The following is a 21,542-nucleotide window of genomic DNA, read 5'->3' as shown; positions in this document are numbered from 1 at the left end:
ATGGATTATTTTTAAGTTTTTATTCGCAAGCGAACAAGCAAGTCTGAGTGGATAATTTTTCAGGCTTCTCCCCTGTTACATTTCTGACTTGAAGAAGATCGCGGCACGGATTGACATAAACCTTAGCCATACCAGAAAATCGACTTCAAGAGCGCGAAACCGACTGCCTTCAGGTGGCGATAGTCGGCGTTAGGAACCCCGTTGATAACCTGAACATCAGCGCTCGGGTGAGACCTCTTCTCCCCTGCTTGAGGGAGCACAATATCAAGCGACTCTTCAAGAAAAGCAGCCCCTGGGCTGCTTTTTTCATTCTTGGGGGCCCAAGCATCGCTGATAAACCAAATGGCCATGCCTGTGTTTGTTGAGTGCTTTCTTATCGCAATTCATGAAATTCCAGAGTACGTACCCTTCACGGAATTTGCAGTGGATACGGTGCGCAACCCTTTGGAGATTTGGCGGGTTTTCTACTCTGATGGGTCGTCCATATCTTCCTGCAGCCCAAAACCCAAGGCTACCTGCTTCAGGGCACTGTCGAAGTCAACGGCACCGGGTAACTCATGCACTGGGGAGGCTGTTGGTGCAACCGAAATATCTCGAATATCAGGCAAGCCAAGATCTTTCCAGCTTGTTTGCCCAGACACCTCCTTCGTCCCAGGAAGATTCATGCAAGTGACCTTCAGCAACCACTTGCATGTTTCGTAGACGCCGGCAATTACCTTTATCCAACCGATCCAGACGTGGCGATGCTTCTCTAATGTAAGCGCCACATTTCAACCGTTCGAACAACACACGGATATCAGCCAGAGTCTTTTCTTTCCTGGGAAATTTCTGACACGGTTGCAGGCAAAGCGTTAACCAGACGGACGATACAAGCCTATTCACGCCAAACCGGCAAAATCCCCAAATCCCGCATAAGCTCCAACCATCGCCACCCGGCGTTTTTCGGCACAAAATCGCGACAATCGTGGCAAGGTGCATGATGATAGCCGGCATGCACTGCCTGGCCCGGCCCAGGTGCACAACAATAGCGAGCCCACTTAAGCAGAGGGCATTACCTCATGGATAGCAGAACCCTACGCAACCTCATGCGTATCGTGCAGACCGGCTCGTTGTCGGCAGCGGCCGAGCATTCGTGCCTCACGGTGCAGGCGTTGGCGGCGCAGTTGAACAAGGTCGAGGAACAGTTCGGTTTCCGGTTGTTCCGGCGCTCGAACAAGGGCCTGACGTTGACGAGCCAAGGCTCGGAACTGACCCCCTTCATGGATCAGGTGCTGGTTGCCACCCGGCAGTTGGAGGAGAAAGTCGCGGCGCTCAAGACCCCGCGACAGCGCACCCTCAGAGTGGCGCTCAATACCACCCTGCCGGCGGAGTTCAACCGGCGAATGATCGACCGGTTGATCGCTGTGTTCCCCCAGTATCAGCTGGAATTCAGCTACGCCGAGTCGATGGAGAACCTGAGCAAACTCAGGAATGAAGATTTTGACCTGGCGATCCTGATCGGCCAGCAACAGGGCGGTTTTACCAGCATCACCATGCCCGATGTGCAGGTGCGGGTCGTCGGCGCCCATTGTGGCGATGCTGACGATTCCCTTGGCCTGCTCGGTGACAAGTTTCAGGTGCGTCCGGCAGAAGAATGCCCGTACTCCCGCAGCTTCCTGCGCTTTCTCGACGCCGGTCTGGGTGAATACGGGTCAAGCCAGCGCATGGTGTATTCCTGCAGTGAGACGCTGACGTTGTCATTGATCACACAGCTCGATGGCTTGGGGCTGGTGTCCCGGGAAGCCGCGTTGCGCAACGGCCTGGCGATTTTCCCGGATTTCGAGGACTTCCTTGAAGTCCGCCTGGCGGTGAACAATCCGGAGTTGTCCGGCCAGGCACTGCACGATGTGGTGGACCTGACGCTACAGGAACGAACCGAGCGCGATGTACGCCGCCGTGCCCACCGCCACACTGAGAAACAGGTTGCGGCTGAAATACGCACATAACAGCGTCGGAATCGCGGCATAAAACTCAGGGCGGTCGAGTTGTATCCGCTGATCCTTGATCAACAAGGGCGTCAGGCTGATGGCAGCGACGATCGCCACTGGCAGGTATTCCAGGGCGCGGGCAATAAAGGGCGGCCAGTGTTCGGTATTGATCTGCAACGGCAGGGCGCGCGGCAGGAAGGTCACGGCCATCATCAGGACCACGACCAGGATCAGGAACGTTTGGTCAGGCATACGCCCACCCCGCAGCCAACGAACGTGGCAATGAAGACATTGAATGGCGAGCTGCCCAGCAGGCTCAGCCCGCCCATGCAGACGACAGCAGCCAGGGCTGCGATCAGTTTGTTGCGGGTGTTGCACAACGAAACCAGCACATAGAGCATCATCGCGGTCAGGGCATAGTCGAGCTGGTATTTGATGAGGTGCGCCGCGTATTGCGCACATATGGCGCCCAGCAAGCCACCCAGCACCCAGGATGTGTGGCAGAACAGGTTGAAGCCGACCAGGTAGCGCACGCTCACCGGCGCCCCGCTGCCGAGCTTGACGCTGTGGAACGCAAACGACTCGTCCGTCAGCCCCGCCGCGTAGCACCAGCGCTCGAAACGACTGAGCCCCAGCGCACGCAGGGCCTTGGCCATGTAGACCGACATCAGCATGTGCCGGGCATTGATCAGGAACGTGGTAAGCACGATGGTGGTCAGCGACGCACCGCTGGAAATCAACGCCAGCGCGGCGAATTGCGCAGCGCCCGCATAAACGAACAGGCACATCGCCACCGGCAACCACAGGGGCAACCCGGCGTTGACCGCCATCAGACCGAACACAAACGAAACCGTGAAATAACCCGCTACCACCGGACTGGCTTCAGCAAAGGTACGCGAGGCTTGTGGTTCGACCGCCAGCGGCTGGCTGGAAGTCTTGTTCATAAATCCCTCTCGAAGGTGGTTTCACCCCGGGGCTCACAGAAGCCCTGGGCCGCCCAGAAGCGCTTGCCGGCCAGATTAGCATCGTCGACGAAAAGGAACATGCGCAGCACGCCGACCCGTTTCATGTCAGCCGACGCGGCTTCGACCAGGCGCTGGCCCAGGCCTTTGGTGCGATGCTGCGGGTTGACCGCCAAGTGATTGATCGTGCCACGGGTACCGAGCATACCGCCGATCACCGCGCCCACCACGTCACCGCTCGCATCGATGGCCAGGTACGCGGTGGTGGTGTCCTGCAACAACACACCGCGCAAGAATCGGGCATCCTGCCATTCGCAGAACGACACTTCGTCGAAAGCGCGAAAGAACCGCTCCAGTCGCTCGGCGTCCCGGACCATGGTCCGACGCAACAGGACCTGCTGCGTCGGGTCGTCCATGGGTTCGAGCCGTTCAGCGAACAATGTCGAAAGCGGTCCCGGGCCGCGAGAAGGAAATGGCCAGGATCTGCCGATACGCCATGTCATGGCTATGGGTGTTGCGCGCCGGGGTCACGTAATGGCGCATGTCGCGATCAAGGAAGAACGTGGTGTCGAGGATGTCCTCGTAGGTCGTCGCCGCCAGCTGTTCTTCCTGGGCGCTGTACAAGCGGCTTTCCGCACCGGCCACATTCTGACGGCCCCAGAAGTGCACGCCGCTGAACGGATAGCCGTCGCAGTGAATCCCTTCGGGGGTGATTTCCAGCTGTTTGCCCGGCTTGATCTCGATGCGGATCTGATGGATCTGGCACTGCCAGATTTCATCGTGCAGCTCCTGTGGCAGGACGTTCTTGTAGACCTCGAAGTCCGTGTCGATCAGGCTGCGCATCACCGGCGAATTGATCACTTCGTTGGAGAAGTCCTCAAAGTGCCGCTCCAGTCCGCCGACATAACTGTTGTTGGCCTTGGACTGAACGTAGGCCCGGTGTTCGAGCTGCGTGAGCGCGCGGGTCGTAGGGTTGTATTCGAAGTCGCTGTAGCGGCGAAAACGCATGCCTGACTCGGCCTGGCCGTAGTAACTGTCGGGCTCCATGTTTTCCCAGCTTTTGGTCAGCCGGACAAAATCGCCGAAATGACCGTAGAGGTTGAAGTCCCCACCGCGAACGTTGACGTATTTGTCACGTCTTAGCGCTTCGCCCACTTCCCTGTTCAAAACGATCATTTTTCATAGGTCTCCGCTGCATTGAGCGGCCTAATCTAGTAGGTGCAGGATTTACGTCCATGAGAAAGTATTTGAAGCATTTCAAGCGGAGCTTGAAACGGCGGGCAAAGTTGCATTAGTACGACTTTTGCTCGGGGAAACAGGCCTTTGAAGATGATTTTTTGGCCATTAACAACCAAAAGGCATTTTCCCCTGAGGGCATCACGATACTTCAAACAGGCACGGTGCCTCCTACACATCAGCTGGCAAGACTTGCACGCGGTTGATTGCAATCTTATCGACCACCCCCTCTGAAAGCCTCTAACTTTGAAGCCTCCAGTCAAGTGCACAACAATTAGTGCGGCATGGTTGTATTTCTTGCACGTTTTTTTGCCTAAACGTCCCACGCGCCCGTCCCAAGTTGTCCAAAAACCGCTCAGAAACCCCGCCGTAACGGACGTTCAAAAAACCTGGCTCACTCCTTGATAGAGGTGCGGCACTCACCGGGACGGCAACCTCCCGGGCACTCGCACTTTTTTCGGCAAGGAGAGCCTCCATGGCAACACTGGCGCACATTCCCCTCAGCCCCAAGGTATGGCTGGCGCAACAGCCGCTGCAGAAACACGAGCGCCTGTACTTGATCATCAGCGCGGCGAGCGATGCCGATGCGCTGAAAAGCCTTCGCATGTCTGACCCCACCCACTCGCTGATGCCGATCTGGAGCGACACCCCCTACGCCACTTGGCAGCCGGTGATGCCTTACGTCACCGAGCTTCAATCCAACTCGGCGTTCCTGTCGTGGATCGCTGAAACCGAGGCCCTCGACTGGGGCTGGCTGGCCGTGTCGCGCAGCGAACCTAACGAGGTACTGGAGCATCTGCGCAGCCTCACCCAGGTGAAGATGCCGGGTGGAGGCAACGTATTTTTCCGATTTTGGGATGGACGACATATCCATCCGATCCTTGAAGGGCTTGGGGACGCGGCTGGAAATATGTTGCCGGTGTTCGAGCGGTACCTGATCAACGGACAGTGCTTGGAAGTCAGCCCTGGGAGAATGTCGCCGGTGAGGGATTGGCCGTGGTGGGAAGTGCCGAAGGACTTGCTCGATAGTCTGGCGAAACAAGACCCGTCCACATTGATTGGCAGCCTGATGCAGTGGCTGGAAGAAGAACGGCTGGACATCTACACCGCTTGGCCCGAGAGCAACCTGAGGCTGAAGATCGCCCGTTTCGTAAGACGCGCAAACGCGTCGGACAACCTTCATGAAACGCTGCTGAACGACCTGATGCTGGAGCAAGGTTGATGTCCGCAAAAAACCGTATTGCCTTCATCGACCAGGAGCTGACGGAATTCAAAGACAGTTTGAGGCGCTACCAGGAGCATACCCATGCCTGGTACGCACAGCGCGCCGACGATTTCAGCCGACACAACGACCTGCCTTCCTTCATGGGCATGGAGCGCATCATCAAGGCCGGTGATAGCCAAAAATCAGTGAGCGTAACCGACGGCGATTTTTTCTCGAACGTGGCTCGATGTCCGCTGGAGGGGCCGTTGCTGATCGAGAGCAAATTCGAGTCGGTCTATGACATCCCGATCGGCGATATCGACGTCGAAATTGTCGACGTAGAGAGCGGTGAGATCAGTACTATCAAACTGGATGCCCACGGAAAGGCCAGTTGGACCGAGGGTGTTCCGGGCAAGTACTACCAGATTCGTGTACACGGCGAGGTGACACCGGATCAGATCGACGAATTATTCAGCACCTATGATGGGCTGACAGGCGAGCTGGAGCAATTCCTGCGCAATAAGTGGGACGGCCCGACGGGGTATAGACAGCAGTGGTCGAGCGTTTCTCTTTCGGGCACTGCCCTGGCGATCGGCACCGGCATCCTTGAGGGCGGCTGGGAAGCCATCAAAGGCGTGTGGGACGGCATCAGCCTGGTGCTCGATATTCTGCAGGATCCGGGAAAATTCATCGAACAGCTAGGTGAAGGCGCAGATCGACTCATCGATGTGGCCAAGCAAACGCCCGACGTCATGAAAAGGGCCATGCTGCTGGCCAGCGACGAGGCCGCACTCTTCCTGATGATGCGTTGTGCATTGATCTGGCTGGCGAGCTTGCCCCCGATGCAAACGGTCGGCGACGCCGCGAAGATGACCACGGCCGCGATCATGGGGATTGCAATTGATATCGTGATCGCGATCGTCCTGACGGTTGTCGCAGAAGGCACCGGCATCATCTATCTCGCGGCACGGTTGAAGAAGTACGGCGAAATCATCCTCAAAGCCGTGATTGGTTTTGTTGAATCCATTTTCGCCATCATCAATGGCTTCATGGCGTATGTCGCCAAATACGTCCCTGTAGCGGTGCGCGGAACGGCAACGCCTATGAAAAGGGGTGAAGTCGAGTTACGTATCGACGGCAAGAGGAACGCCAGGCTGGTCAGCGGCAAGACTGGCGATGACGCATCCAGGCAAGCGACGACACCCACCGGCAAGAGCACGGAACCCGCCGCACGTACTTGCACCGACAAATGCCCGGTCTCGATGGTAACCGGCGAAGAGTTGTTGACGCTGAACGACGGCCAACTTGATGGCCTGCTGCCCTTTGAGTGGACCCGTTTATACAGGACCAGCGCGGTAGAAATCGACTGCGGACTGGGTTTCGGCTGGAGCCATGCGCTGAGCCATCGGCTCGAAATCAATGGCAATGAAGTCATCTGGACCGATCATGAAAATCGCTCGACGCCCTTTCCGCTGCCCAGCCAGCAACGCCCGACAATCACTAACAGCCTCTCTCGGGCGGCCATTTACCTAGGTGACGACCCCTGCGAGCTGATTGTGGCTCAGGCGGGTGAGCGTCCATCCTTCTACCACTTTCACTTCAACAGCGAATTCGCAACGTTGACTACCGTCAGCGACCGCTACGGTAATCGGCTGCACATCGCCCGCGACATCCTCGGGCAGATCAAGCGCTTGGACAACGGCGCGGGGCGTGCCCTGCTTTTGCGCTACCACGGCAAACACATTATCGCCGTCGACTACCAACAGTTCCGGCCGGCGGACACGTTGGAACAGGCCTGGAGCACCGTCCAGACACTGGTTACGTACGGCTATGACGACCAGCATCGTCTGGTTGAAGCTAAAAATGCCGCTGGGGAAACCGAACATTATCGCTACAACGAGCAGCACGCCATCGTGGAGCGACAGCTAGCCGGTGGCACCAGTTTTTTCTGGGAATGGGAGAACGAAGGCAAACTGGCGCGCTGCATTCATCACTGGGCCAGTTTCTCGCAAATGCAAGCCCGTTACGCCTGGGACGACAAGGGCAGCGTCACCGTAATCAATGCTGACGGTAGCGAGGAGGTCTACACCCACGACGACAAAGCACGGCTGGTCAGCAAGACCGATCCGGACGGTGCGAAACATCGCAAGGCCTATAACGAAAAAGGCCAGTTGATCGCGGAAAAAGACCCGCTGGGCGCCGTGACCCAATACCGCTACGACGAAGACGGCTTGCTGATAGCCGTCATCCCGCCGGAAGAAGAAGCGACGACTTATGAGCACATCAACGGGTTCGTGAGCGATGTCCATCGCGGCAAAGCCAGCTGGAAATACCGCCGAAATCGACAAGGCGATATCACCCGGCAGATCGATCCCGATGGAAACATCACCTATTACCACTACAGCGATCAAGGTCGTCTGACGCGGACAACCTATCCCGACGCAAGTTTTCATTTATTGGGCTGGAATCGCCTGGGCCAGTTGCTGGAAGAATGCCTGCCTGATGGTAGCCGTCTTCAATATACCTACGACGTGCTCGGCCGGCAGATCAGCCGCAAAGACGAAACCGGCGCCATCACTCAATATCAATGGGATGCCGTAGGCCGGTTGCTCCAGCTCACCTTGCCAACCGGCGCGACCCGCGCCTGGAGCTATAACGCCTACGGCAAGATCACGGCCGAGCAGGACGAACTGGGGCGTATAACCCGCTACGAATACGCCAATGGCTTGCACCTGGTCAGTCGACGGCTCAACCCCGATGGTAGCCAGTTGCGCTACCACTACGACAACTCACGCCTGCTGCTTACCCAGATAGAAAACGAACGCGGCGAGCACTACCACCTCGATTACTACCCCAACGGCCTGGTCCGCGAGGAAGTCGGCTTCGACGGCCAGCGTACCGCCTACGCCTACGACCTCAACGGGCACCTACTGGAAAAAACCGAATTTGGCGCCGATGGCAGCCAGCGGCTCACTGCCTATCAACGCGATGCCGCCGGCCGTTTGCTACGCAAAAAACTGCCGGACGGCGAAACGGTTGATTACCGCTACGACGCTCTCGGGCGCCTGGTCAGCGTCGATGACGGCCACTGGCCGCTGGCCTACGAATACGACCACCAGGATCGCCTCGCCACTGAACACCAGGGCTGGGGCACCCTGCGCTATGAGTACGACGCTGTCGGCCAGTTGAAGCGCTGTCGCCTTCCCGACCGCAGTACGCTCGACTATCACCACGCTGCGGGCGGTGCGTTGTTAGCCATCGACCTCAACGGCACACGCCTGACCGAGCATCGGTTCCGCGGTGGGCGCGAACGGCAACGCCGGCAAGGCCGACTTCTCAGCGACTACGAGTACGACGAACAGGGCCGCCTCAAGGCCCAGACGGTGTGGCAGAACCAACAGCAACAAATGCTCTGGCGCGATTATGCCTACAGCCCCAACGGCAACCTGAAAACCCTTTCCGATAACCGAAACCGACGCCATTACCAGTACGACCCGCTGGATCGTCTGGTTCGCATCGACTTTTCCCACAGCGAGCCACCGGAACACTTCTGTCACGACCCGGCCGGCAACCTGATGATGCAGGACCGCCCCGGCCCGACCACCCTCAAGGGCAATCGCCTGCTGATGGAGGGTGATCGTCACTACGACTACGACGCCTTCGGCAACCTGATCCGCGAACGCCGCGGCACCGGACAAAAACTCATCAGCGAATACCGCTATGACTGCCAGCACCGCCTGATCGGTGTCACCACGCCGGACGGGCGCGAAGCGTCCTACCGCTACGACGCCTTCGGCCGACGCATCAGCAAAACCGTGGACGGCCAAACCACTGAATTTATCTGGCAAGGTGACCGGGTCGTCGCCGAAAGCGGCGACCACCACTACCGCAGCTACCTCTACGAACCCGGCACCTTTCGCCCGCTCGTCTTGCTCAAGGGTGAAGGCCCCCTCAAGGCAACGCCGTTCTATTACCACCTCGACCACCTTGGCACCCCGCAGGACCTGACCAACTACAGCGGCGAAGTGGTCTGGTCAGCTCGCTACAACGGCTATGGCAAACTCACCGGGCTTGAGCACGGCGGCGGTGAGCAACTGGAACAACCCCTGCGTTTCCAGGGGCAATACCATGACCTTGAAAGTGGACTGCACTACAACCGACATCGCTACTACAATCCGGAAACGGGTCGCTACTTGACGCCGGATCCGATCAAGCTGGCGGGTGGGTTGAACGCCTACCAGTATGTGCCTAACCCTACGGGGTGGGTGGATCCGTTGGGGTTGAATGGGTGTCCAGGACAGCAGAAATGGACCCGTACCGATAAAGTAATGGGCTCACGGAGAGCTGCGTTTCGAGAAGCAAAACGCGACGCAAAAATTCCTACCACAGCCGACCCTATAGATGTAAATCATGTTCCACTCACCAAAGCTGGTGAAAATGGCATAGGGAAGCAAAACGTGTTGGATACAGAGGGCAATATTGTTTACACCCGAGAGTATAACTACCAAAATATTGACAATGAACGGGTCGTAATCCAAGAGCATTCCTGGGGTCATCAGGACTACCCAAGCGATCACTCATCACACAAGCCACACTTTAACGTCAGAGAATATGATCCTGATACAGGAAATGGACATCGAAACAAAACACTCCACCTTAGAAGTGTCTCAGGGCACTACGTTTTCGAGTGAAGCCTAATCATGTGGACAGCCTTTATTGCAAACAACAAAAAATGGACATCTATATTTGGGGATAACTACACCCCGAAAAATCTCAACATCTCTTATGCAATCTTAAAAGACCACTCAATAACATTAAAATTAAACAGCCCATTAGAAAACGACAAAGCCCCCCTAAAATGGATAAAAAATGGGTGCAATGAATTTGAATTCGACCTATTACTAAACCATATTAACTCAATAGAAATTAGCAAGTTTAGTTTTTACGGACCTATCTGCATAACGATTGAGAAAAAATCAACAGAGCACGAAATATGTATAAAAAACTTAAAAGACAACATATTAAAATGCACCGCAAATAGCGTATTTATTTCCAACGTAAATGCCTATCACAATGATCACTCAGAGTAGCCCCACCCAAATAAACTCAAATAATAAGCGACACCCGCCAGAGTCTAAAACCCATAAAATAAATACAGTAAAATACAGCTCACCACAACAAACCCCACCAATAACAAAACAGCGAACAACTATTTTCGGTGGTGGTGTGTGTGGGGGGGGGGGGCAAGTATTGAACCGTAAAAAACCCGAGCCGAAGCTCAGGTTTTTTTAAAGGGTTACTTACCCACTCAGCAATCAGAAGACGTTGATCGGATAATCCACAAACACCCGCAGCTCATTACCGCTGACGTTGTACTCGCTGGATTTCTGCGACACCCGCAGCACGGAACTGCGCAACCTTACGCTCAAGTCCTTGGCCGGGCCGCTCTGGACCACGTACTTGAACTGGTTGAAGATCTCGCGCTCGGTACCGCCTTCGCTGGTGGACGTGGTGATGTTATCGCCACGCACATAAGCGACGTTATAGGTCAGGCCCGGTACGCCGAAGGTGGTGAAGTCCAGGCCATAGCCCAACTGCCAGCTGCGTTCGTCTTCAGCGTTGAAGTCGGACCAGTAGGAGTTGGCCAGGTAGATCGTGTTACCGCCATCACCCACCCGATTCTGCCCGCGCTGATAGCCGCCGTAGGCGTAGCCCAGGTTGCTGTCGCCGGTGCTGCGCTGATGGGCGAGCGTGAAGCTGTGCGGGCCCGTGGCGAAGGTGGCAGCCAGGCTCCAGATCTTGTTGTCATCGCCGGTGACGTTGTTTTCACGAACGTAGCTGTTGTCCAGCTTGGTGCGATAACCGTTGAAATCCAGGGTCAGGGACTGATCCTTGGCCAGCGGGAACACATAGTTGGCGTTCACGTATTGCTTCTTCAATACGTCTTCGACATCCGAAGCGTAGAGCGAAGCCTTGAACTGCTCGGTGAACTGATAGCTGCCGCCCAAGACGTTGATCGACTTCAGGCCACCGCTGTCACGACCTTCAGCGCTCTTGCGCGATTCAGCGGTGAAGCGGCCGGCATTGAGTTCCAGGCCCTTGATCTCCTTGGAGGTGATCAACGTGCCGGTGTAGCTTTCCGGCAACAGGCGCGAGTTGTCATAGTTGAGCACCGGCAGGGCCGGCATCTGGTCGCCGTAGGCCAGCACGGTGTTGGAGACGCGGAACTTGACCGCTGCCCCGAACTTGGACAGGTCATCGGCCGCGTTGCCGCTGTCGCCTTGCTTGAAGAAGTCGATGCCGCCCGCACCGCTGCGGCCTTTGCCGCCGTCCAGACGCAGCGCGTACAGGCCGAACGCATCCACACCGACACCCACGGTGCCCTGGGTGAAGCCGGACGAGAAGGTACCGATGGCCGCTTGGCCCCATTCGGCCTTGTCTTCGTTGCCATCTTTGTAGTCGCGGTTGATATAAGCGTTGCGCAACAGCACTTTCAAGCTGCTGTCTTCAACGAACCCCTTGGACTGCGCCTGGTCGTTGGCCATGGCGTGTGTCGTGCTCAAGATCCCCAGTGCGATCAAACTAATGCGTTTGTTCAACATGTTTATTTTCCTTGTACGGGTTGATACGCACTGTGGCGGGCAACCGAAATGGCGCTTTTGCGCTCTTTTTCGAACTCTTGCTCCTGGAAATAATGAAAAGGCCCGCCCACGAGTGATCGTGTCGGGCCTTTTTATTATTTAAGAGTCATGGTTGTTAGCCACAGGCGTAGGCGAATCCTAGTCGCGCCCTCAACGGTGTGTCAATTTCGTGAAACGTCTGTAATCAGGCAAAAAATGTCTACGAACTGCTCACCGCGAACAACCGTCAAGACCGCAGGCCGCTGATGACGTGGAGGCCTGAACCGGCAAGGCTTGCATCAGCCATTGGGCGAACGCCTCGGGTTTGCCGAGCCAGGGGCCGATGTCGATCAGCGTGAACTGGCCGTCCTGCTCCAGGGCCAAGGTCGGAAAACCCTGGCCGCCGACCTGAGCCAGCAAGGTACGACTGGCCTTGATATGCCCCTGCACGTCAACCGCAGGCAATGCCGCCAGGAACGCCTGGGCTGGCAGGCCAATGGATTGAGCGAGTTCCAGCAGGACAGCTTCGTCAGAGATACGCCGGCCCTCGACGTAGTGTGCGGTTTGCAGGCGTCCGAGCAATTCCAGGCCGTGGCCGTCGAGCTGTTCGGCAGCGAGGATGGCGGCGGTCGGCGGCGCCGAATCGAACACGGCGCTGTGGTCACGCAGCAAACCTTCGAAATAGGCCTCGCCAAACGGTTGCCCGGAATATTCGGCGATGCGCCGGTCGTGGGGCATCACGTAATCGCGCAATTGCGGCGAAACCTGCTGGCGATTGGCACCGGTCATCATGCCGCCGCCATGAGCAATCACCGGCAATACGCTTCGAGCGGCCTGCACCAACGGCTTGGCGCCGTAGCACCAGCCGCACAGCGGGTCGTAGATATAATGAAGAGTGGTCATGGGGACTCCGCTAACCATGGGGATTGGATGGCAGCAGGGTAGTCTCTGGAGCGCTGCGGAAAAACGCTGGAACGGTTTTCAGTGTGTTTCGTGGATCGGTCGAATGCCCATTGAATTTGAACACTACCCCCTGTGGGAGCGAGCTTGCTCGCGATGGCAGTGTGTCAGTCGACATCCGTGTTATTGAACCACCGCGATCGCGAGCAAGCTCGCTCCCACAGGGTTCTGTGCGGATTTGAAGTCCGGCGGACACAAAAAAAGCGCTGCCATCCCGGCCAGCGCTTTTTATCAATCCGTCGAATTCTATCCTTGCATCACATCCCACAACGCTTCCAGCTCCGCCTCGCTGAACAGGCCAACGGGGTAACGCTCAACGATTACCTGGCGCGGATCAGGTTCTCTGATCTGACGCGTTCCGTTGGATTTCAACCACTGCGCCAAGGCTTGAAGCGACTCACCATTAACGGCCAAGGGATGGCATGTGCGCTCGCTTATCATATTCATTCCAGCGCCCTCTCCTGGTTGATGAGCGGCCAATTTATCCAAGGTTCATGACAAAACAACTCAGCTCTCTCCCCAGAACTGCCAAAGCACAGATACAAGAGCTATGCCAATGTATCCGCCACGCCAATAAACAGGCACAAAAAAACCCGCGACCCAATCGGGCCGCGGGCTTGCAAGGATGGATCCAAAACAGCCGACCTAGAGCCGGCGCGGTCGATATCACCCAGCTGTTACATCGCCACTCATTTTGCCCGCGGTGCAGGTTGCTGTTGAGTAAGGCAATGGATATTCCCGCCCCCCAGTAACAGTTCGCGCCCTGGCACCATAACCACTTCGTGCTGCGGGAACAGGTTCTGCAGGATGTCCCTGGCCGGCGCGTCCAGCGGATCGTCAAAACTTGGGGCGATGATGCCACCGTTGACGATCAGGAAATTCACATAGGAACCGGCCAGCCGCACGGTTGGGTTGCGCTCTTGGGACCCCTCCACCGCATCGACGCCGGCACATTCTTCCTCGGTGGCGTACAACGGCCCCGGAATCGGCATTTTGTGCACTGTGAACGGGCGTCCCTTGGCGTCAGTGCTGTTTTGCAGCACCTTCATCGCCGCATGGCAGCGGGTGTAGTTCGGGTCTTGCGGGTCGTCGGTCCAGGCAAGCAGGACTTCACCTGGCCGCACGTAGCAGCAGAAGTTATCCACATGGCCGTCGGTTTCGTCATTGAACAGACCGTCCGGCAGCCAGATGATCTTGTCCACCGCCAACTGCGCGCTGAGCACTGCCTCGATCTCTTCACGGCTCAAGTGCGGGTTGCGATTGCGGTTGAGCAGGCACTCTTCGGTGGTGATCAGGGTGCCTTCACCATCCACATGGATCGAGCCGCCCTCGAGCACAAAACCTTCGGTGCGATAACGCGGGCTGCGCTCGATCTCAAGGATCTTGTCGGCCACTTGCGCATCACGGTTCCACGGTGCATACAGGCCGCCGTCGAAACCGCCCCAGGCGTTGAAATCCCAATCGACACCGCGCACTTCGCCGTTGTCATTGATGACGAACGTCGGCCCTGTGTCGCGAACCCAGGCGTCGTCGCTGGACATTTCCACCAGGCGGATATTCGGCACATCGAGACGCGCCCGGGCATTTTCGTACTGGGCCGCAGACACCGCCACGGTCACCGGTTCAAAACGGGCGATAGCCTTGGCGACCGCTACGTGGGCGGCCTGCGCGGGCTTGCCGCCCAGGCGCCAGTTGTCCGGGCGCTCGGGCCAGATCATCCAGACCTGGGTCTGGGTCGCCCACTCGGCAGGCATGTGGAAACCATCCGCGCGGGGGGTGCTGTGCAACGTTGTCATGGGTCATCTCCTGGGCGATGGGCAGTGGCAACCTTATAAACGATAAATATCGACCAATAAAGTCAGAAAAACTAACACCCATCAAAAAATAGCGCCAAACATCGACAAAAATCGATTTTATAGAATTAGCGCGAAACTCTGTGGGAGTGAGCTTGCTCACGATAGCGGTGGGTCAGCCAAATCAATATTGGCTTGGACACCGTCATCGCGAGCAAGCTCGCTCCCACGGGGAACAGCTTGGCGTTCCAGATTAGTTACAGCCCCTCGTCCAAGACCTTCACCAACATATCGACGAAGAAATCCACGCTCTGGCGCGTGGTCACCATCGGCGGTTTGATCTTGAGGATGTTCAGGTAATCGCCGGTCGGTTGCATGAAGATCCCCAACGCTCGCAGGCGGTTGCACAACGCCGTGGTTTCTTCAGTGGCCGGCTCCAGGGTGTCGCGGTCGCGGATCAGTTCCACGCCCAGGTAGAACCCGGAGCCATGCACCGCGCCGACCAATGGATAGCGGTCGATCAAGGCCACCAGCCGGGCCTTGAAGTGCCCACCCACCACCCGGGCGTTTTCCCAGAGGTTCTCTTCTTCCATGACATCCAGCACCGCCATGCCGATCTGGCAGCTGACCGGGCTGCCACCGGCCGACGAAAAGAAATACCCCTCGGCTTCCAGCGCCTCGGCGATCTCTCGACGGGTAATGACCGCACCCAGTGGCTGGCCGTTGCCCATGCCCTTGGCCATGGTGATGATGTCCGGCACCACGCCTTGCTCTTCGAAGCCCCAGAAAAACTCGCCCATGCGCCCGTAACCGACCTGTACTTCGTCGGCGATGCAGACCCCACCGCGCTCGCGCACCATCGCGTAGACCTGCTTCAGGTAACCGGGCGGCAGCGCGATCCCACCGGCGTTGCCGTACACCGGTTCGCAGATGAAACCAGCGAGCTGGCGCTTGTTTTCAGCGATTTTCGCCAGGTTGTGTTCGACGCTGCGCACGTAGTCCGGCGCAGTGTCGGGGCCACGGAATTCGCCGCGATAGGTGTTCGGTGCGGTCACCGGATGCACCCAGTCCGGGCGGCTGCTCAGCGCCTGGGGATTGTCGGCGATGGAGGTCGAGACCGCATCGGCGGCCACCGACCAGCCGTGATAGGCCTCCAATACGCTGAGCATGTCCCGCCCGCCGCTGTAGGCCCAGGCCAGGCGGATCGCCAGGTCGTTGGCCTCGGTGCCGCTGTTGACCAGGAACACCCGGTCCATGTTGGACGGCGCCAACGCCAGCAGGCGTTCGGAAAATTCGGCGATCGCCGCATAGTGGAAACGCGAGTTGGTATTGAGCAGCGACCACTGCCGGGCAGCCACTGCCGCCATGCGTGGATGACCATGGCCCAGCACCGCGACATTGTTGAGCATGTCCAGGTACGAGCGACCCTGCATGTCGATCAGGTGATTGCGCCAGCCGCGCTCGATGCGCGGCGGATCCACGTAATAGTGCTTCTGCGAACGGGCAAAGCTCGCATCGCGACGGGCCAGCAGCACCTCGGGATCGATCTCCGACTCGGCATCGCAAGCCAGCCCCAGCAGCACCGCCGGCGAAGGGCATAGCGCCTGCCAGGCCAATGCCCTGGAAGGTGTGCAGAACAGTGGTGGATCCACCTGGGCGCCCCGACACAACTGGACCCGCAACGACCCCGTCACTTCGCCCAGCACCTGCCCCTTGACCAGTGCCGCGCCGGAATGCAGCGGCGACGTCACGCCCCACAGCCGCACGCTCAACTGCGCGCTGTCCAGCTGCAACAGGCCGTCGGCCGTCTTGTGCACGACCCCAGCGAACGGGGACTCGAGCGGCGTCCCCCGAGGAACGCTCAACTCCACGTGCAGTGGATAAGTATCGGGTTCGACGGCGCTATCCGGCCGAGTGCGGGATAACCGGTATTGCCCGTAGCGGCTGGCGGCCAGGCCATGAAGGCCCGCGGCCTCGCTCAACAAGCGCTGGTCGATCCCCGGTTGCTCCCAATTGCCGGCCTCGAAATGCGGGCTCAGTACACCCAGGTCAATCAGCGCGAACTCACGCCCCACCAAGGTCGGCAACAGCGGCGCAAAGCCTTCGCTGGCGATGGGCGGCAGGCTGTGGCCGACGGCGGTGAGAATCGCCGCTTCCATCAGTTCGAAGGGCACCGAGTGCGCGACCCGGAAAATCTCCCACTCATGGGCCAGGTTGTCGCGGCTGTATTGGTTGTCCGGGTCAATGGAAACCTGCTGCTCACCGCTGAGCACCAGTACCGCGGCGCGTGCCACGATCAGTGGCCACAGCGCCAACAGTTCTTCGCGTTGCAAGGGGTTGACTGCCTGGTAGGCCTTGATCGCCGGCAAGATGAAGAATGGATCGCCGTCGGCGTGGTGCAGCAGGGCCGCACACGTCACCGACAAGTCGGTGATGCGCCAGGTGCGGATCAGGTCGCCGAAATCGATGACGCCCTGCAATTGCCATTGGCGCTGGGCATCGCGCTGCCAGACCACGTTGTCATCGGTGATGTCCATGTGGATCGCCTGCACCGGCAGGCTGGCCTTGAGCGGCTGCAAGCGCCGCTCGGCCTGTTGCGCGACCTCGGCGATCAGTTGCCGCCGCTGATCGTCGTCGATGACAGGCAACAGATGATCGACCAGGGCGGGAGCGTGGCGCGCGTCCCATTGCAGGGTGCGATCCAGGCCTGGGTGGTCGAATGTCGCCAGGGCCAGGTCCATTTCCGCGCACAGGCGGCCCAGGCCGGTCACCAACTCAGGCGGCAGGTGTTTGAGCTGCGTGAGGGACTGGCCGTCGATGTACTCCAGCAGTCGCATATGGACCGCTTGGCCGTCGACGTCCAATGTCAGCAGGTCCTGGCCGTTGCTGGCGGTAATCACCCGCGGCACCTTCACCGCGCCGTGCCCGGCCAACTGCTTGAGGGCAGCGTGTTGGGCCTGGAGTTCCTGGACAGCGTAGTCGCCGTGGCAAATTTTCAACACAAAGCGCCCGCGCTCGCTGTCGACTCGGTAATTGAGGTCCTGGTTGCTGCCAAGGGGTCGCAGGTCGCCGCTGAGTCCGTAATTCAAGCGCAACAGCACCAACGCCTGCTCGGCGCTGATCTGTGGGCTTGGCAAACTGGCACGGTGAACCAACGTAGTGAGCGGCATACAACGACCCCTGAGGTGGTTTTGTTCGGATGACTATCACGCCACTGAGTCGGGGGATAAGCAACCCCTCCTGTTCAAAAATATGCACAACCCTCCTGGGAAGCTGTGTGGGGAGGATGTATCCATGAGATATTCGCTTGCACCGCCCCAGCCATGCCGACAAGCTATGCTTCTATACTTTGTCGTTCCATGGAAAAAGGCTTAACTGGATGCGCATTCTCATCACTGGCGGTGCTGGCTTCATCGGCTCGGCGCTCATACGGCACTTGATTCTTGATACCGGACACCAGGTCCTGAACCTCGACAAGCTGACCTATGCTGGCAATCTCGAATCGCTGAGCAGCATCGATCACGACAGCCGCTACGAATTCGTCCAGGCCGATATCGTCGATCAATCTACCGTCAGTGCAGTGCTGGCGCGATTCAAGCCTGACGCCATCATGCATCTGGCGGCCGAGTCCCATGTAGACCGCTCCATTGATGGCCCGGCGGACTTCATCCAGACCAATATCGTGGGCACCTACAGCCTGCTGGAAGCCACTCGAGCCTATTGGCAGGCCCTGCCCGAGCCGCAGAAAAGCGCGTTTCGATTCCACCACATTTCCACCGACGAAGTGTATGGCGACCTGCACGGTGTGGATGACCTGTTCACCGAGACCACCGCCTATGCCCCAAGCTCACCGTACTCGGCGAGCAAGGCAGCGTCCGACCACCTGGTCCGCGCCTGGCAGCGCACCTACGGTTTGCCCGTGCTGTTGACCAACTGCTCCAATAACTACGGGCCGTTTCACTTCCCCGAGAAGCTCATACCACTGGTGATTCTCAACGCGCTGGCCGGCAAGCCGTTGCCGGTCTATGGCGACGGCCAGCAAGTGCGCGACTGGCTGTTTGTCGAAGATCATGCCCGTGCACTGCTCAAGGTCGTCACAGAAGGCATGGTCGGCGAGACTTACAACATTGGCGGGCACAACGAGCAGAAAAACATCGACGTAGTGCGCAGCATCTGCGCGCTGCTCGAAGAACTGGCGCCACGCAAGCCCGAAGGGGTCGAGCACTATGCCGACCTGATCAGCTTCGTCCAGGATCGCCCAGGCCACGACCTGCGCTACGCCATCGACGCCAGCAAGATCGAACGGGAACTGGGCTGGACACCACGGGAAACCTTTGAGACCGGGCTGCGCAAGACCGTGCAGTGGTACCTCGAAAACCTGCTGTGGTGCCAACGTGTCCAGGACGGCAGCTATCAAGGCGAGCGCCTGGGCTCGCTCGACAACAAGGATGCAATGGCATGATGAAAGGCATTGTTCTGGCCGGCGGTTCCGGCACACGCTTGCACCCGATCACCCTTGGGGTTTCCAAGCAACTCTTGCCGGTTTATGACAAACCGATGATTTATTACCCGATCTCGGTGCTGATGCTCGCCGGCATCAAGGAAATATTGGTGATTTCCACCCCGCAGGATCTGCCGCAATACCGCGCCCTCTTGGGCGACGGTCATCAGTTTGGCGTGCAGTTCAGCTACGCCGAGCAGCCGACCCCCGATGGCCTGGCCCAGGCGTTCCTGATTGGCGAACAATTCATTGGCAGCGACTCGGTGTGCCTGATCCTGGGCGACAACATTTTCCACGGTCAGCATTTTGGCGAGCAATTGCAGACCGCCGTCAACCGGCAGAGTGGCGCGACGGTGTTCGGCTACTGGGTCAAGGACCCTGAGCGTTTTGGCGTGATCGACTTCGATACCGAAGGACGGGCGATGTCCATCGAAGAAAAACCCACCACGCCCAAATCCAGCTACGCGGTGACCGGCCTGTATTTCTACGATAACGACGTGATCGAGATCGCCAAGGGCATCAAGCCGTCCAAGCGCGGCGAACTGGAAATCACCGACGTAAACAATGTCTACCTGCAACGCGGCGACCTGCACGTCGAGCGCTTCGGCCGTGGTTTCGCCTGGCTGGACACCGGCACTCACGACAGCCTGCTGGAAGCCTCGCAATACGTGCAGACCATCGAACATCGCCAAGGCCTGAAAGTGGCGTGCCTGGAAGAAATTGCCTACCAGCAAGGTTGGGTCAGCCGCGAACACGTCCTTGAACGCGCCCAGTATTTTGGCAAGACCGGCTACGGTCAGTACTTGTTCAATATCGCCGGAGAAACACGATGAATGTCATCCCCACCCGTTTGCCAGAAGTCTTGATCATCGAACCAAAGGTCTTCGGCGACGACCGGGGATTTTTCTACGAAAGTTTCAATGCCCAAGCGTTTGCCAAGGCGACCGGCTCTACCCTGCAGTTCGTCCAGGATAACCACTCACGCTCGACCAGGGGCGTGCTGCGTGGCCTGCACTATCAAATCGAACAAGCTCAAGGGAAACTGGTACGGGTCACTGCGGGGGAGGTGCTGGATGTGGCAGTAGATATCCGCCGCAGCTCTCCTAACTTCGGTCAATGGACCGCCATGCGTCTCTCGGCGCAGATTCCGCGACAACTATGGATTCCGCCAGGGTTTGCCCACGGTTTCGTCGTACTGAGCGAATCAGCGGACTTCCTCTACAAGACCACTGATTACTACGCACCCTCGGCCGAGCGCTGCATTCGCTGGGACGATCCGCAGTTGGCCATCGATTGGGAGTTCGAAGGCGCGCCGATCCTCTCGGCCAAGGACCTGAATGGCAAAGCCCTGCACGAGGCCGACCTGTTCCCATGAGTGCCCCCTTGCGTATCCTGATCATCGGCCAGAATGGCCAGGTTTCCCGGGCGCTCCAATCGCGCCTGAGCGGCCTGGGCGAGTTGACTGTACGCGGCAGCGACCAGCTCGACCTGGCACAACCGGATTCCCTGCGTGCCCCCATCGAAGCCCTCAAGCCCGGCCTGATCATCAATGCCGCCGCCCACACGGCCGTCGATCAGGCCGAAAGTGAACCGGAGCGGGCGTTCGCCATCAATGCCACGGCGCCGGGCATCCTGGCCCAGGCAGCGGTTGCGCTGGGCGTCCCGCTGATTCATTACTCCACCGACTACGTCTTCGATGGCCTCAAACCTGCCCCCTACACCGAGGACGACACGCCCAACCCACTGAGTGTCTACGGACGCAGCAAGCTGGCCGGCGAAAATGCCATCCGCCAGGTTGGTGGCCAGCACCTGATTCTGCGCACCAGTTGGGTGTACTCCACCGAGGGCCGCAACTTCCTGTTGACCATGCAACGCCTGTTACAGGAAAAACCGCAGCTGCGGGTGGTCGCCGACCAGGTCGGCGCACCGACCTGGGCCGGCACCATTGCCGACAGCACCGCGAAATTGATCGAGCGCTGGCAGGCCGGCCAACCCGGCGCCTGGGGCACCTATCACCTGACAGCCCGGGGCGAGACGTCCTGGTTCGGTTTCGCCCAGGCCATCGGCGAAAACCTGCTCGATCGGCACAAACCGTGTGCGCAGCTGGAGCCCATTGAATCCAGCGCCTATCCGACTCCAGCCCCGCGGCCACTTAACTCCCGCCTGGATTGCACGCGCCTGCTCAAGGAGTGGGGAGTGAGCCAACCGGACTGGCAAAGCGCGTTGCAGCAGTGCCTTGCCGGACAAGCCTAGTACTGCCTTACAAATAGTATTTGCAAGGCAACTAGGCATAATACGC

The 21,542-nt window shown here is 58.4% G+C and carries 17 protein-coding genes; 7 read left to right on the top strand and 10 right to left on the bottom strand.

Annotated elements, in window-relative coordinates; translation table 11 throughout:
- Positions 1–122 precede the first annotated feature (122 nt).
- The gene (locus QMK47_RS02630) at positions 123–350 is read right to left on the bottom strand and encodes a hypothetical protein (protein WP_258690189.1); all 228 of its coding nucleotides are present in this window, start codon (positions 348–350) and stop codon (positions 123–125) included.
- 708 nt (positions 351–1,058) lie between these two features.
- On the opposite strand from QMK47_RS02630, the gene QMK47_RS02625 reads away from it, so the two are divergent.
- Positions 1,059–1,985 carry a LysR family transcriptional regulator gene (locus tag QMK47_RS02625; protein WP_214510958.1) on the top strand — a complete coding sequence of 309 codons (927 nt, stop codon included), beginning with the start codon at positions 1,059–1,061 and terminating at the stop codon, positions 1,983–1,985.
- On the opposite strand, the gene QMK47_RS02620 is transcribed toward QMK47_RS02625, so the two are convergent.
- From QMK47_RS02620 to QMK47_RS02605, 4 genes are read right to left on the bottom strand one after another with little or no spacing between them, the layout of a single operon-like run.
- Complete coding sequence (locus QMK47_RS02620) at positions 1,902–2,219, bottom strand: AzlD domain-containing protein (protein ID WP_214510959.1); 318 nt, start codon at positions 2,217–2,219, stop codon at positions 1,902–1,904. The two genes, QMK47_RS02625 and QMK47_RS02620, sit on opposite strands and share 84 nt — an antisense overlap.
- Positions 2,198–2,911 (bottom strand): AzlC family ABC transporter permease, encoded by a 714-nt coding sequence (locus QMK47_RS02615; RefSeq protein ID WP_253470970.1) that lies wholly within the window; start codon positions 2,909–2,911, stop codon positions 2,198–2,200. The genes QMK47_RS02620 and QMK47_RS02615 overlap by 22 nt, the downstream gene beginning before the upstream one ends.
- Entirely contained in the window at positions 2,908–3,345 is a 438-nt protein-coding gene (locus tag QMK47_RS02610) for a GNAT family N-acetyltransferase (protein WP_320389771.1), read from the bottom strand. The genes QMK47_RS02615 and QMK47_RS02610 overlap by 4 nt, the downstream gene beginning before the upstream one ends.
- 13 nt (positions 3,346–3,358) lie before the next feature.
- Positions 3,359–4,105: a 2OG-Fe dioxygenase family protein gene (locus QMK47_RS02605; RefSeq protein ID WP_320389770.1), complete on the bottom strand. Its 747-nt coding sequence runs from the start codon at positions 4,103–4,105 to the stop codon at positions 3,359–3,361.
- A 535-nt stretch (positions 4,106–4,640) separates the two neighbouring features.
- On the opposite strand from QMK47_RS02605, the gene QMK47_RS02600 reads away from it, so the two are divergent.
- Complete coding sequence (locus QMK47_RS02600; RefSeq protein WP_320389769.1) at positions 4,641–5,387, top strand: DUF4123 domain-containing protein; 747 nt, start codon at positions 4,641–4,643, stop codon at positions 5,385–5,387.
- A complete protein-coding gene (locus QMK47_RS02595) occupies positions 5,387–10,060 on the top strand; it encodes an RHS repeat-associated core domain-containing protein (protein ID WP_320389768.1) in 4,674 nt (1,557 codons plus the stop codon). The genes QMK47_RS02600 and QMK47_RS02595 overlap by 1 nt, the downstream gene beginning before the upstream one ends.
- Before the next feature lie 624 nt (positions 10,061–10,684).
- On the opposite strand, the gene QMK47_RS02590 is transcribed toward QMK47_RS02595, so the two are convergent.
- The 5 genes from QMK47_RS02590 to QMK47_RS02570 all read right to left on the bottom strand — a co-directional run bounded on the left by QMK47_RS02590 (position 10,685) and on the right by QMK47_RS02570 (position 17,912).
- Entirely contained in the window at positions 10,685–11,971 is a 1,287-nt protein-coding gene (locus QMK47_RS02590; protein ID WP_320389767.1) for an OprD family porin, read from the bottom strand.
- Positions 11,972–12,220: 249 nt separating this feature from the next.
- Entirely contained in the window at positions 12,221–12,892 is a 672-nt protein-coding gene (locus tag QMK47_RS02585; RefSeq protein WP_320389766.1) for a DsbA family protein, read from the bottom strand.
- Positions 12,893–13,195: 303 nt separating this feature from the next.
- On the bottom strand, positions 13,196–13,396 hold the full coding sequence (locus QMK47_RS02580) for a hypothetical protein (RefSeq protein ID WP_053177657.1): 201 nt from the start codon (positions 13,394–13,396) through the stop codon (positions 13,196–13,198).
- 242 nt (positions 13,397–13,638) lie between these two features.
- Positions 13,639–14,745, bottom strand: coding sequence for an agmatine deiminase (gene aguA, locus QMK47_RS02575; protein ID WP_320389765.1), 1,107 nt, complete (start codon positions 14,743–14,745; stop codon positions 13,639–13,641).
- A gap of 254 nt (positions 14,746–14,999) precedes the next feature.
- Positions 15,000–17,912 (bottom strand): aminotransferase, encoded by a 2,913-nt coding sequence (locus tag QMK47_RS02570; protein ID WP_320389764.1) that lies wholly within the window; start codon positions 17,910–17,912, stop codon positions 15,000–15,002.
- A 209-nt stretch (positions 17,913–18,121) separates the two neighbouring features.
- On the opposite strand from QMK47_RS02570, the gene rfbB reads away from it, so the two are divergent.
- From rfbB to rfbD, 4 genes are read left to right on the top strand one after another with little or no spacing between them, the layout of a single operon-like run.
- On the top strand, positions 18,122–19,204 hold the full coding sequence (rfbB, locus tag QMK47_RS02565; RefSeq protein ID WP_253470958.1) for a dTDP-glucose 4,6-dehydratase: 1,083 nt from the start codon (positions 18,122–18,124) through the stop codon (positions 19,202–19,204).
- Entirely contained in the window at positions 19,201–20,076 is an 876-nt protein-coding gene (rfbA, locus tag QMK47_RS02560; RefSeq protein ID WP_253470956.1) for a glucose-1-phosphate thymidylyltransferase RfbA, read from the top strand. The genes rfbB and rfbA overlap by 4 nt, the downstream gene beginning before the upstream one ends.
- Positions 20,073–20,618 (top strand): dTDP-4-dehydrorhamnose 3,5-epimerase, encoded by a 546-nt coding sequence (gene rfbC / locus QMK47_RS02555; RefSeq protein WP_253470954.1) that lies wholly within the window; start codon positions 20,073–20,075, stop codon positions 20,616–20,618. The genes rfbA and rfbC overlap by 4 nt, the downstream gene beginning before the upstream one ends.
- A complete protein-coding gene (rfbD, locus tag QMK47_RS02550; RefSeq protein WP_320389763.1) occupies positions 20,615–21,496 on the top strand; it encodes a dTDP-4-dehydrorhamnose reductase in 882 nt (293 codons plus the stop codon). Before rfbC ends, rfbD begins: the two co-directional genes overlap by 4 nt.
- The last annotated feature ends 46 nt before the right edge of the window (positions 21,497–21,542 follow it).

The organism is Pseudomonas sp. P9_35, assembly GCF_034008205.1.
Taxonomy (GTDB): domain Bacteria; phylum Pseudomonadota; class Gammaproteobacteria; order Pseudomonadales; family Pseudomonadaceae; genus Aquipseudomonas; species Aquipseudomonas kilonensis.
The sequence above is the reverse complement of the archived record's forward strand: the minus strand, read 5'-3'. Positions and strand labels throughout refer to the sequence as shown.

Excerpts from the sequence above, each read along its gene's own strand:
- QMK47_RS02595 (WP_320389768.1), top strand. The coding sequence starts at position 5,387 with ATGTCCGCAAAAAACCGTATTGCCTTCATCGACCAGGAGCTGACGGAA.
- rfbB (WP_253470958.1), top strand. The coding sequence starts at position 18,122 with ATGCGCATTCTCATCACTGGCGGTGCTGGCTTCATCGGCTCGGCGCTC.
- QMK47_RS02590 (WP_320389767.1), bottom strand. The coding sequence starts at position 11,971 with ATGTTGAACAAACGCATTAGTTTGATCGCACTGGGGATCTTGAGCACG.
- QMK47_RS02605 (WP_320389770.1), bottom strand. The coding sequence starts at position 4,105 with ATGATCGTTTTGAACAGGGAAGTGGGCGAAGCGCTAAGACGTGACAAA.
- QMK47_RS02585 (WP_320389766.1), bottom strand. The coding sequence starts at position 12,892 with ATGACCACTCTTCATTATATCTACGACCCGCTGTGCGGCTGGTGCTAC.
- QMK47_RS02630 (WP_258690189.1), bottom strand. The coding sequence starts at position 350 with ATGGCCATTTGGTTTATCAGCGATGCTTGGGCCCCCAAGAATGAAAAA.
- rfbA (WP_253470956.1), top strand. The coding sequence starts at position 19,201 with ATGATGAAAGGCATTGTTCTGGCCGGCGGTTCCGGCACACGCTTGCAC.
- aguA (WP_320389765.1), bottom strand. The coding sequence starts at position 14,745 with ATGACAACGTTGCACAGCACCCCCCGCGCGGATGGTTTCCACATGCCT.
- QMK47_RS02615 (WP_253470970.1), bottom strand. The coding sequence starts at position 2,911 with ATGAACAAGACTTCCAGCCAGCCGCTGGCGGTCGAACCACAAGCCTCG.
- QMK47_RS02600 (WP_320389769.1), top strand. The coding sequence starts at position 4,641 with ATGGCAACACTGGCGCACATTCCCCTCAGCCCCAAGGTATGGCTGGCG.
- QMK47_RS02620 (WP_214510959.1), bottom strand. The coding sequence starts at position 2,219 with ATGCCTGACCAAACGTTCCTGATCCTGGTCGTGGTCCTGATGATGGCC.
- QMK47_RS02580 (WP_053177657.1), bottom strand. The coding sequence starts at position 13,396 with ATGAATATGATAAGCGAGCGCACATGCCATCCCTTGGCCGTTAATGGT.
- QMK47_RS02610 (WP_320389771.1), bottom strand. The coding sequence starts at position 3,345 with ATGGACGACCCGACGCAGCAGGTCCTGTTGCGTCGGACCATGGTCCGG.
- QMK47_RS02570 (WP_320389764.1), bottom strand. The coding sequence starts at position 17,912 with ATGCCGCTCACTACGTTGGTTCACCGTGCCAGTTTGCCAAGCCCACAG.
- rfbD (WP_320389763.1), top strand. The coding sequence starts at position 20,615 with ATGAGTGCCCCCTTGCGTATCCTGATCATCGGCCAGAATGGCCAGGTT.
- QMK47_RS02625 (WP_214510958.1), top strand. The coding sequence starts at position 1,059 with ATGGATAGCAGAACCCTACGCAACCTCATGCGTATCGTGCAGACCGGC.
- rfbC (WP_253470954.1), top strand. The coding sequence starts at position 20,073 with ATGAATGTCATCCCCACCCGTTTGCCAGAAGTCTTGATCATCGAACCA.